The following is a 12,019-nucleotide window of genomic DNA, read 5'->3' on the forward strand; positions in this document are numbered from 1 at the left end:
ATCCGTTCGATGTACATGCTCCAGCTTTTCGACCGAGACGACATGGTCCAGCCGCTTGATGCGCGGCTGATCCGTGAGGGTCTGCTCCGCATCGGTCGCGATACCGAGGCGGACTGGCCGATCGCCGACCCCGATTGCGCGCTGTCGCGGGCGCATTGTGAACTGCGCGTCGACGGCGATGGGCTGACACTGCGGGCGCTCGGCGCGAACGGCGTATTCGATGCCGATACCGGGCAACGGTTTCCCGATGCGGTCGACGTGGTGCTGCCGGTGCCGAGCGCGCTGAGGCTCGGCCGGTTCAAGATGGTCGCGACGCAGGCCCCGCATGGCGACCTGGAAGTCGATGGCGCGCTGACCATGGTGCTGACGCCGCCGCTGGGATCGTCGGTGGAGGTGCCGAGCGACTGGGCCGATGCCGGTGAGGCGCGACCGCTGGGCGATGGGTCGTTGCTGGAGGCATTTTGCGAGGGCGCCGGGCTGGACTGTTCGCTGCTCTCCGAAGAGGAGCCGACCGAGATCATGCGGCGGGCGGGTGCGGTGTATCGGCAGATGGTGCTGGGGATCGGCGACCTGATGGCCGAGCGCGACCATGCGCGCGGACGCTATCAATTGACGCGCACGACCATCAGCGGTGCGGACAATAATCCGTTCAAATGGGCACCGACACAGCGGCTGGCGATCGACCTGCTGCTCGCGGGCTCGACCGGGTTCCTGTCGGGCCCGGCGGCGCTGAAGGCCTCGTTTCGTGACGTGAAGCGGCATCTGGTCGCCACGTTCGCAGGCCTGCAGGGGAGCCTGCGCGCGGCGATCGGCACGTTCGAGCCGGCATCGATCGATGCGGCGATCGCGGACCGCGCGACGCTGCTGAAAAGTCGTGCGAGCCTGCAGATGGCAGAAGTCGCTGACCGTCATGCCGACCTGACACGGCAGATCGTGGCATCCGCACCCGGCTCGCTCGATCGCGCCTTCGCCCTCGCCTATGACGCCGCGGATACGGCCATGGCCCGCGATCCCGCATGAAGCTCGCCAGCCTGTTGCGACGCAAACCTCGCGGCGGTCCGTCGCTCGCTGAGAAAACCGTCTATGTGTCGCAAAACCGATCCCATGTCGGGCGGGTGCGCAGCGTCAACGAGGATCGGCTTCTCGATCGGGCAGACCGTGGGCTCTGGGCGGTCGTCGACGGCATGGGCGGCCATAGCGGCGGCGCCGCCGCCGCGGAAACGGTGGTCGATGTCTTGCAGGCACTGGCGGATGATCCGGCGCCGATCAACGCGGCAGCGGTGCGCGCCGCGGTGTCGCATGCCAATCGCGCGATCTACGACGTGCATGCGACCAGCGGCGCGACGATCGTGATCGCGTTGATCGAGGGCAGTGAGGCGACGATCTTCTGGGCGGGGGACAGTCGGGCCTATCTGATGCGCGGCGGCGGCAGCGGCGGCGGGGCAGAGGAGCTGACCCACGATCACAGCGTCGTGCAGGAGATGATCGACGCGGGTGTCCTGACGGAAGCCGCGGCGGACCGTCATCCGCAAGCCAATGTCGTCACGCGCGCGCTCGGCGTTGCGCCGGCCGTAGCGCTGGATAGCGTCACCACACTAGTCCAGCCGAACGATCGACTTCTACTGTGCTCGGACGGCGTTTCGCGATCGCTTGATCCACGCGATTTTGCGACGATGCCCGCGGCGATCGGGGACATGGCGGACCGCATTCTCGAAAACGCACTGCAACGTGATGGCAGCGACAATGCAACTCTTGTCGTGATCGCAGCGCTATCGGGGTGAGACCTGTGCGTCCGCTCGTAGGGGAACGCACGACCGCTGCTCTGTTGTTATGCAGCGTCATGCAGAACCGTGTACTATCTGCTAGCCTGGTATAAGAATAATAACGTTCCATAACGCGCTGCCGTCGAACGGCCGGCACACATAGATGTCGGCCGATAACTCAAGCGCTGTCGATGATGGGAATTCAACGTGATGCAAGCCATCTGGTTTTTTGCATCGGGAATGACCGGGATGGCGGTTAGCGGGGCTGGCGGCGTTCCATGCTGGATCATTGGCAAGCGCTGGTGCCATTTAGGGGGCCTCACGTCCTCGCAAACGGCAGAGATGCCAAATCGCCGCCGCATTGATCCCGGCCGCTGCAAGCGCGATTCTTGGCAGGTTAGGCCACGTTCGTGGTCTGTAGGGCAGGCATGCCCCATCTCCGTCAAGTATTCACCCTTAAGCGCGTCAGGCTTAGTCATTGCGGCAGGCAGCCAGATCACGACCGTCGGCGTAACGGCCGGTCTTGCGCAGCTTCGCACCTGTGTCATTTCGCTCCTATCGAGAATGTCCGCTTGAGGGAGGAGGCACCGGATAAGACCGCTATCGGGCGACTGTGGAAGGGCCGCATCGTGACGTCCGCTCGCCCCTCGAGAATGGCACGACGTTGGAGTTGGCCGCACATACCGCGGTATTGGCGATTTCCCGTTCTCGCTTCCCTCTGCGCCCGCCGCTTCGGCGTTCGTGTATCGAGCTATATTGCCTTAGCCTCCATCCCGACGCCGACCATCGGGTTGATCTGCTGCGGTGTGGCATGACGCATTCTGAGGGCGCTCAGTTGACAGATGGGGTCGACGCCATACACCACGTCCTGGTTCAACGGCTTGGTGTCAGGGGTGGCCTAACTGGCGCCGTGACCTAAAAGAGCCCGATGGCTGGCCTGTTCAATCGTCTCTTACCGTCCAAACGCTGGACGCCGTCGCGGTATCGGGCGTTGCTGCGCGCGCGCGGGCCGCGCTCGACGCAGTTCCGGACGCGGGGTGCGATCCTGGCGGGGGCGATCCTGATCGGGATCGTCGCGACGCTGTTTGCCGAGGCGGCCGACTGGGCGGGCGAGGTTTTCAGCGACTTTGCAAAGACATGGCATTGGTTGCCGCTGGTCACGACGCCGCTGACGTTCATGGGGCTGGTCTGGCTGACCCGTCACTATGCGCCGTTCGCGCGGGGATCCGGGATTCCCCAGGTGATCGCGGCGCAGGCCAATCCGAACGACGCCACCAGGACGCTGATCTCGATCCGGACGGTGGCGGCCAAGGCGGTGCTGACGATCGGCGCGGTACTGGGTGGCGCATCGGTCGGCCGGGAAGGCCCGACCGTCCAGCTGGCGGCGGCCGTCATGGGATTTACGCACCGTCTCGTCCGCGTGCCGTTGCGGGGCGGGGTCCTCATCGCCGGTGGTGCCGCAGGCGTTGCGGCGGCGTTCAACACGCCACTCGCCGGGCTGCTGTTCGCGATCGAGGAACTCGCGTCCGCCTATGAGCAGAGGGTGACGCTGCTCGTCCTTGCCGCGATCGTGATCGCAGGGATGGTCGCGCAGTCGGTGCAGGGCGACTATATCTATTTCGGCGCGATCGGTGCGCACATGCCGCTGCTCTCCGCGCTGATCGTCGCGCCGGTCGCGGGCATCGCGGGTGGCATGACCGGCGGGCTGTTCTCGCGCATTCTCCTGGCGATGGCGGTCAGCCGCAATCGCGTGACGGGGTGGACGCGCGCGCATCCCGTCGCGTTCGCCGGTGTCTGCGGGGGCGTCGTCGCGGTACTCGGCGTCGTGACCGGGCTGACATGGGGAACCGGCTATGCCCCAGCGCGCGCGATGATCGTCGGCGTGGATGCGCCGCTCTGGTTCGGGCCGGCCAAGCTGGTCGCCACCGCCGCGACCGCGATTGCGGGCCTGCCGGGCGGCATCTTCGCGCCGTCGCTCGCCGTCGGCGCTGGCGTCGGCAATCTGCTGCGCGAGATCTTCCCCGGCGAGCCCGCCAGCGCGATCGTGATCCTGGGCATGGTCGCCTATTTCGCAGGCGTCGTCCGCGCGCCGCTCACCGCGGTCATCATCCTGTCGGAGACGACCGCGAGCCGCGGCCTCATGCTGCCGATGTTCGCGACCGCGTTCATCGCCGATGCGGCCAGCCAGTGGGTATGCCGCGAGAAGCTGTACCATGGTCTATCGAAGACCTTCGCCATGACGGAGACGACCCGATCCACCTGAACCCTGCAAAATTCGGAACGCTCCCCCGGGCGTGGATGGCCAAGGCCACCGAAAGCGTCGACCATGACGGCATCCTGCGACAGATTGCCGAGGAAGCGGGGTGGTCGGGACGCTACGCCTTCCTGATCGTCATTTCGGCCGCGATCTCGTTGCTCGGGCTGCTGATGCCCTCGGTCGCGGTGCTGATCGGCGCCATGCTGCTGTCGCCGCTGATGATGCCGATCATCGGCCTGGGTTTCGGCATCGCGACGCTCGACTTCCACGAGATACGCCGCGCGGCGACCGCGTTGATGCTGGGGGCGGCCATCGCGGTGGCGCTGTCGGTCGTGCTGATCCTGCTCTCCCCAGTCTAGACGATCACGAGCGAGATCGCCGGGCGGACGCAGCCGACGCTGTTCGACCTGCTCGTCGCGTTGCTCTCTGCAATCGCAGGCGGCTATGCGCTGATCCGGGGGCGCGGGGGTACGGTCGTCGGCGTGGCGATCGCCATCGCCCTGATGCCGCCGCTGGTGGTGGTCGGGTTCGGCATCGCGACGTGGAACTGGGTGGTGTTCTCGGGCGCGCTGTTGCTGTTCCTCACCAATGCCATCACCATCGCGCTGACCGCCGCACTCGTCGCGCGCTGTTACGGGTTCGGCAGCCATCTGTCGCCGCACCACACCGGGTGGCAGCTCGTGCTGTTCGCGGTCGCGATCGGAGTCCTTTCCATTCCCCTTGGTGCCGGTCTGCGTCGCATTGCGTTCGAGGCTGTCGCCCAGCGGCAGGTACGCGATGCACTGGGCGAGGACTTTCCGCCCGGCGCGCGGCTGAGCCAGGTCGAGATCGACCATGGCGCGAACCCGGTCCGCGTTCGCGCGGTCATGCTGACGCCGCGGATCGAACCGGGGGCGGATCGCAAGCTCGCTGCGGACCTTCGCCAACGATTGTCGCGGCCGGTCGATGTCCATGTCGACCAGGTTCGTATCTCGCCCGAGACCGGCGCGGTCGAGGCGGCGCAGATCGCGCGGGCGGGCAACGGCGATGCGCTGCGCGTCGCACGCGAGCGCGATCGGGCGATCGCGGACGTTGCGCTGATCGCTGGCATTCCCGTTTCATCGGTGCAGCTGGATTCGGCGGCGCGAACGATCCGCGCGACGGCGGCGCCCCTGACGGGGCTTGGCATTGCGGGCTATCGTGATCTGGAACGTCGTGCGGACGCGGTGGTCGCCGACTGGCATGTCAGTCTCAATCCGCCGAACGATGTCGTCTTGCGGGACGTCGGTATCAAATCCGGCGTCATCGACGATCAGGCGCTCGGCGACGCAGCCTGGGTATCCGCCCGGTTCGCGCGGGCGGTCGACGTGCTGGGCGGGACCCTGCGTCAGCGCACAGCGATAGCACAGGGTATCGTCGCGCGAGGGGGCAGGGCGGCCGCCGGGCGTGCAGGCGGTCGCTTGCGCCTGATATGGTCGGTCGACACGGACTCATCTCCGGCGGAAACAGGCGAACGCGGCGCATAGGCGCTGCGGCTGCCATATCGCGCAAGGCATCCTGACAAGATTGCACGGATGTAATGTTCGAAACAGGCTGCGCCCATCATCCGGGTTCAGAAAGGAGCATCTGCTTCTAACTGAACAAGGACATGGATCGTGATATTCAAGCGTCGCCTGACTGTACGTCCAATGATCGCCGCCGTCGCGCTAGGCACAACCGCACTCGTCGGTGTCGCGGGCGGGGCGATCGCTGCGGACGACGGTCGCGTGAATATCGCCGACCGGTTCATTGCATCCGGGCGTGCGGTCACTCTTTGTCGGCGTCGCGGCACTGGCGATGCCGCATCTGCTGGTGACGCCGTATTTCGACAGGGTTGCGCGGCGATCCGGGTTGATGGGGCTGCCACGTGCCCACAGGGACGTGATGCGTGCTCATGTCCTTGAATGACGTCAGGTTGTCGGCAGAGGCTATGGGTGTAGTCGAACCAGATGGCAGCATACCGCCTGATCGTGGCTCAGGCGGGCCAGTGCCTGTGATAGGCTTCATTGAATGCCGTCAGGTCGTCAGGATCTTCCATGGTCGTCGCCACCCGCTTCGCGTGGCGATTGGCCCAGTGCTCGATCTCCCGACGCGCAGCCGGCAGGCTTGCGTGCATCGCCGCAAGCGTAGCCGTCAGTCGCAACGATACCTCGACCTCTGCAATCCCTTCGCGCAGGATCGGGCCGAAGGCATCGCCAAGCATATCCTCCATGGTCGGCTGGCCGATGTGAACCCGTGGGGAGTTCGGCTCCTTATCGATACGCGCCGCGCCGGGGCTCAGCGTGAGGAACACGCGAAGCAGGGCATTGAGAACCTCGATCCCCGTTCCTGGATCATTGGTCGCCGGTGCGAGGGCCCGGCTGGCAATTTCGGACAGCGCGATCAGCCCCAGTCGAGGGTCCTGGTCGAACGAGCGATGCCGTTCGATGGTGAACGTCTTGACCAGTTCGCTCCGGATGCCGTCGTCGATCTTTCCCGAGACCTGCAGAAGCGTACGAGCTGGATGCATCATCGTGCCAGGCAGGACATCGACATACACCGTCAGGTCATTGCGGTCAGCGATCGTGCCAAGTGCGGTGATGTCGATATGAGTGACATATCCGGTCTGCACCGCGGTGACTGTGACGGCATCGGCGGGGATGGCGACAGCCGCACGGCCGCCAAGATGAGGGTGTGCAGCAAAATCCTGCATTGCCTGGGTCGCGGCCTCCTCTACGCGGTCGATCACATCGGCCATCCGTCCAAACGCCGTGATATGCCCGATCCAGCGCAGCAGCGTGCCGACCACCAGCAGGATGATCAGCACGGTTGCTGCGAACAGGATGATCCGGCCGTCATGGCCATAGGCGCTGGTGTTCAGGCCAACGATCCCGACCATCGAGAAGACGAAGGCGCCGAGGAAGGTCGACAACGCGTTCTGCGATGTCGGATCGCTGACCATCAGCTGGGTTGCACGCGGCGTCGCCAGCTGCGTCGCGGAGGAGTAGGCGCTGACCATTGCGGTCAGCGAAAAGGTCGTGACCGCCAGCATGCTCGAGGCCATGATCTGAAGGATCGTACCGACAGATTGCTGCCCGATATCAGCATCGAACGTGTACGGCAGATACGGCGTGACAAAAGCGGCGAGGATCGCCAGCGCGACGCTGAGCAGGCTGATGATCGCTGCGCGGAACCAGACCTGCCGGACGATCCGGCTCAAAATCCATGTCCATTGCGTCATTTAGCGCTCCTTCAGCTGGCTGGTAGCCGAATAGCCACGACGACAACAGCGCGGTGATCCGGCGGCTCCGCACGAGCTGTCCGCAGATCATCTGTGCGAAGCAAAACAAGCCCCGCGTTGATCACATTCAGCGACCGGCGCCGGGAAGATCTTACCTCGTGACGGGGGGCTGGAGCGTGACCTCCTACTCAGCGCAGCTGTGTCGGATCGATCACGACGTGACGGATTTTGGTACGGTTATGCGTGTAGGTGACGTGGACCAGTCCATCGCGCGTCTGGATCACCGCCGGATAGGCATAGCCGTCGGGTAGCGGCTTGCTCTCGAGTGTTAAAGCGTTGCGCCACCGCACGCCGTCGTCGGACAAACCGATGTTGAGCGGCCAGCGTGCGCCATCGCCCGGCCGCTCGGGCAGATGCGCGCTGTGATTGTAGACGATCAACTGGCGCCCATCGCGCAGCGTCACCGCATCGGTACCCGCATTGGGATTGGGGAGGTCGATCGCCGCGATTGGTGACCAGTTGCGCCCGGCGTCGCGTGACCAGCTCATCGCAAGCGCACCCTGCCGCATCCGCGCCACCAGCTCCAGTCGGCCGTCGCGGTGAAACAGGATGCTCGGCTGGATCGCCTCGATGTGCATCGGTGAGGCCACCGCGTTGCCGACCTGCCAGCTTCTCCCGCGATCGGTGCTCCGCTCGATCCGGATCGACCAGATATTGGCCTCTGCGCTGCCTTCCTCGCGGCTCGACGGCGACACCCAGCTGCCGTCCGGCGCAACGACGGGCTTGTTCTTGATCGGTCCCAACACGCCATCCGGCAGGCGCTGCGGCCGACTCCAATGTCGTCCGCCATCAGTCGAGCGGATGACCATGCCCCACCACGCCCGCGGATTCGGCCCGACCTTGTAGAAGAGATGCAGGGCACCGTTTGCAGGCTGAAACAGCACCGGGTTCCAGGTCGGAAATCGCTGACCGTCCGCCGACACACCATCAGCGACCGCAACCGGGGTCTCCCATCGCGTCGCGCCGCGTCGTGCGAACCAGATACGGACGTCAGGCTGGCTTTCGCCGGAACCGCCGAACCAGGCTGCCGCAAGCGTCCGGTCAGGCAGTTCGACGATCGTCGAGGCATGCGCCTGCGGATAGGGCGCATCGGCATATATGAATTCCGACGATATGATCGGCGACCGAAGCGGGGCCGCAACAGCCGACGGGGCATGGCCGATCCGGGCTTGCGCCGCGGCGCTGACCGCGAGTGCGATTGCCGCGACCTTCACCATGTGCGCCAGAAATGCCCTGAATTTCATCGCTGTACCCCAACAACGTTGCGGGTACGCGCAGACCCGTGTTGCGCGAGCCGGATAGCATGGGGTTTCCAACCGAGCCAATGGCGGCTGATGTGCGCGATGGTCCGTGTTCGTGGTCTGCCTGACCGTTCGATTTGGGAGCGCACCGCCCGCGCCATAGTCTAGAAGCGGCGTGGTTCGTGTCCGATCAGGTCGCACGTGCCCCGAAAGCCATAATCACTCATGCCCGTGACCGTGATGCGGCCGCTGCGCCGATCGATCACGAGCCGTGGCTTGTTCAGGCCGTTCAGGCGGTAACTCGCGCGGACCGTATCTGGGCTGACAGTCACGTCGTACAAATCCCACCATCCCTGATTGCCACGGGAATTGATCGGCGGGATCAGCGACTTCGGTAGCCGGATACGTCCGCCACCGGCCCAGGTCTGTACCATGAGCGAGGCATCGAAGACCTCCTTCCTGGTTTCGGTATACGTGCCGGACTCATAGCGGTCACGATCACGGTTCCAGTTCCAGGTCGTCCCGTTCGCAAAGCCGGTTTTCGATCCGTCCCCAAAACACACGAGCCCGAGTTCCACGTTTCTGCCGTCAACAACAGGTCCTCCCGAAGGATAGCGATCCTGACCGCCGCCGGACCCAGCTGGCGAGCGTCCATAGGCCAGATCGGGGTCATAGTCGGGACGCGGTCGTGGCGCAGCCTGACCACCATAGCCGGGGTCGGGGCGGAGGTTCGCGGGCTTCCTGCAATCGGGGGAGGTGGTCGGCTGGATGGAATTGTAGCGGCCTTCCATCGTCGCAATGCTCACGCACTGGCGACGATCGGCGTTCCACCAATAGGTATAGACGCGATCGTCGCCTTGCTCGCCCCGGATGTTGACGTAGCCGCGTCGTTGCAATTCCATCTCGGCCTGACCTGCACGGGCGCCTACCATGTCCTCGAGCCCCGTGGATTGCGCGTGGGCAATCATGGGAAATGCCGAGCCCATGACAAGGGCGGTCATGATCGTGGACAGGCCAGACGGACAACGCATCGCGATTCTCCCGTTCGTTTGAAATCACCTCATCCTCAGTTGAACGATTGTATAAAAAGGGAGCGACGGCGTCCATCGCTGTCAACGGCGTTCGGCCACCGAATGCCCTTGGGAATTGGAGGGCGAGAATGCTCGCTTGGGCCGAAGAGCCGCTTGGTCGGTGCTGGTCTTCATCACATACCGCAGGACCCGCGACATTGCGCCTTTGGCAAGCACTAGGGGGCGGAGTCTAGCACAGGGCAGGCCGTTGCGATCGACGCCCGGATCGAACATGATGCAGCATGGACTTCATGAAGTGGCTCAATTCGCTCGACGAACTTCTGTACGAAGTGATGAGCTGGGTGGTCTTCTTCCCCCTTACGCTTTGGCAGGCGCTCTTTCGACCGATCCGTACGATGGAGGAGATCGAGCGCGAAGCCGCGCTGCCCGACGATGAACGCTATGCGTCGATACTTAGCCCGCCCCTTTTTCTGGCTCTCACGCTGTTGCTGGGGCACAGTGTCGCTACGGCGTTGGGCCAGACCGACGAAATCATCGCCAATCATCATGGTCTGGCCGACCTGGTCAACGACAATGCCAGCGCCCTGGTCCTCCGCGTCGTCGTTTTCGCGGGTTTCCCACTCTTCCTCGCCGCCCGCATGGTGCGCCAACGCAGGATCAAGCTCGATCGCAATTCCCTGCAGCAGCCATTTTACGCGCAATGTTATCCGGCGGCCGTCTTTGCGCTGGGTCTGAGCGTCGGCAGCAGTTTCGGGATGGACCACCATCAAGCGACGCGCATGATTGGACATTGGCTCGTCGGATCGAGCATTCTGAACTTCTGGATCGTCGAAACGCGCTGGTTCGCGCAGGTGTTGGGGATCAGCCTGGTGCGCGCGACCTGGAACGTCCTTGTCGGGCTGCTGGAAGGCGCGACATTTCTGATCGCGGTGGGCTTTTTGTTCACCCGCTAGCGCGAACTTTGCGATCACGGGAGAACCGCCCGCCCCACGCTTGCCAGGCGGTCCTCTAACACCTGCGAAAGCATGGAACACAGAAATGGCGGTTACAGCGCACCTCCCTCGGCCAGCGTCTGGAGTTGATCGGCCATCGCGCCCCAGCCGGCTTCGAAGCCCATCGACCGGTGGCGCTCCTACGCTTCATCGGTCCAATGGCGTGCCGCGGCGGTAAAACGGGTGCCGTCCCCGTCTTGCGCGATCCCGAACAGGCCGACCATGAACGGCCCACTGGGCTGCCAGCCCGCTGTAAAAGCATCGGTGAATACGAAGCGGCGGTTAGGCTCATAGTCGAGGACTACGCCCTCGTTAAGGATCTCCTCACCGTCGGGGCCATGCATGAACACCAGGCTACGGCCTCCGGGCCGCCATTCGATCTCGCGTGCTTCGGCGCGCCACGGTCGCGGACAGAACCATTCCTCGAAGCGATCGATCATTGTCCGCCAGACATCCTCGACGGGGGCAGCGATGCGGCGCTCGACGCTGAGTTCACGAATATTGCTCATCGTTTCTCTCCTCGGCACAATAGGGTTACGTAGCGCTTCAGGTGCCGCACGCTCTCGCGCGCCGCTTGCGGATCACCAGTTGCCTTGGCGACGACGAAACCGCCCTGGAGCACCACTTGAAAGTGGAGCGCGAGGCTCGCTGCATCGACGTCGGCAACGCCATGATCAGCCAGCGCTTCGGCAACGTCGCCTTCGAGCGTGCGCGCATGGCCGACGATTGCCGCCTCAGCAGCGCGCGCAATCGCGGGGTGTGATTGATGCACCTCCTGCGCGAGCGTGCCAGCCAGGCAGGTGAAGGCGTCAGTGCCGCCGTCGATCAGCGCCTCGCGCAGGTCAAGATAGCCCAACACGCGCGCCAGTGCCGCGGGTGCGCGATGATAGTCCGCATCGGCGAATAGCGGCGTGGTGATCGCCAGCCAGTGGCCGGCGGCGGCCACCCCCAGCGCTTCCTTGGATACGAAATGGTGGAAGAAGGCGCCCTTCGTGACCCCGGCAGCTCCACACAGCTGGTCGACGCTGGTGGCCGCAAAGCCGTTGCGGCGGATGAGCGTCACGGCTGCGTCCAGCAGCTTGTCGCGAGCGCTATTGGAAGATCCTCGACTCGTCATAGTGTCGGCATACCAACCGGTCGGTATGCCGACAAGGATCGTTAAGACGGTGTTCGGAAGCGATCGTCGCAAAGGTCGGGATTGAAAGTCGGTGCCCCTATCGAATGGTAGGAGCTGAGGGAGGCGAACGCGTCGCGAATGTGCGGGCCCGGGTCCATGCACCCAGCCGTCGGGACTAGTACACAGGTCGTACGATTTCGACCGGGATTGCCTCATACGCTATTCAGCGCGGGTCGCTCTGCCGTTGGGGCCAAGGGCACAAGCAGCCACCCTTATAACTGCGATAACGGCGGCTGCAGTGCGACCTGGAAGCCCATGGC

The 12,019-nt window shown here is 64.5% G+C and carries 9 protein-coding genes and 1 pseudogene; 5 read left to right on the top strand and 5 right to left on the bottom strand.

What is annotated here, in order from left to right:
* The first annotated feature begins 9 nt into the window (after positions 1–9).
* From ASE89_RS03900 to ASE89_RS03920, 4 genes and pseudogenes are all read left to right on the top strand, one after another.
* Positions 10–1,020, top strand: coding sequence for a type VI secretion system-associated FHA domain protein (locus tag ASE89_RS03900; protein ID WP_056674226.1), 1,011 nt, complete (start codon positions 10–12; stop codon positions 1,018–1,020).
* Entirely contained in the window at positions 1,017–1,781 is a 765-nt protein-coding gene (locus ASE89_RS03905) for a PP2C family protein-serine/threonine phosphatase (protein ID WP_056674229.1), read from the top strand. Before ASE89_RS03900 ends, ASE89_RS03905 begins: the two co-directional genes overlap by 4 nt.
* A gap of 910 nt (positions 1,782–2,691) precedes the next feature.
* Positions 2,692–4,026: a chloride channel protein gene (locus ASE89_RS03910; protein ID WP_056674233.1), complete on the top strand. Its 1,335-nt coding sequence runs from the start codon at positions 2,692–2,694 to the stop codon at positions 4,024–4,026.
* Between the two features lie 194 nt (positions 4,027–4,220).
* A pseudogene (locus tag ASE89_RS03920) lies at positions 4,221–5,525 on the top strand (DUF389 domain-containing protein).
* Between the two features lie 488 nt (positions 5,526–6,013).
* Here the strand turns inward: ASE89_RS03920 and ASE89_RS03925 are convergent.
* The 3 genes from ASE89_RS03925 to ASE89_RS03935 form a co-directional block, all read right to left on the bottom strand.
* Positions 6,014–7,258, bottom strand: a complete 1,245-nt coding sequence (locus ASE89_RS03925) for a DUF2254 domain-containing protein (protein ID WP_056674239.1) — start codon at positions 7,256–7,258, stop codon at positions 6,014–6,016.
* Between the two features lie 188 nt (positions 7,259–7,446).
* A complete protein-coding gene (locus ASE89_RS03930; RefSeq protein ID WP_197979330.1) occupies positions 7,447–8,562 on the bottom strand; it encodes a sialidase family protein in 1,116 nt (371 codons plus the stop codon).
* Between the two features lie 161 nt (positions 8,563–8,723).
* Positions 8,724–9,560, bottom strand: coding sequence for a hypothetical protein (locus tag ASE89_RS03935; protein ID WP_082451220.1), 837 nt, complete (start codon positions 9,558–9,560; stop codon positions 8,724–8,726).
* 311 nt (positions 9,561–9,871) lie between these two features.
* On the opposite strand from ASE89_RS03935, the gene ASE89_RS03940 reads away from it, so the two are divergent.
* Positions 9,872–10,543: a hypothetical protein gene (locus tag ASE89_RS03940; RefSeq protein ID WP_056674245.1), complete on the top strand. Its 672-nt coding sequence runs from the start codon at positions 9,872–9,874 to the stop codon at positions 10,541–10,543.
* Positions 10,544–10,722: 179 nt separating this feature from the next.
* On the opposite strand, the gene ASE89_RS03945 is transcribed toward ASE89_RS03940, so the two are convergent.
* Both ASE89_RS03945 and ASE89_RS03950 read right to left on the bottom strand, forming a co-directional pair.
* On the bottom strand, positions 10,723–11,091 hold the full coding sequence (locus tag ASE89_RS03945) for an SRPBCC domain-containing protein (protein ID WP_156363262.1): 369 nt from the start codon (positions 11,089–11,091) through the stop codon (positions 10,723–10,725).
* Complete coding sequence (locus ASE89_RS03950) at positions 11,088–11,915, bottom strand: TetR/AcrR family transcriptional regulator (RefSeq protein ID WP_443024334.1); 828 nt, start codon at positions 11,913–11,915, stop codon at positions 11,088–11,090. The genes ASE89_RS03945 and ASE89_RS03950 overlap by 4 nt, the downstream gene beginning before the upstream one ends.
* Positions 11,916–12,019: the final 104 nt, after the last annotated feature.

This window comes from Sphingomonas sp. Leaf30, from assembly GCF_001422525.1.
Classification (GTDB): domain Bacteria; phylum Pseudomonadota; class Alphaproteobacteria; order Sphingomonadales; family Sphingomonadaceae; genus Sphingomonas; species Sphingomonas aerolata.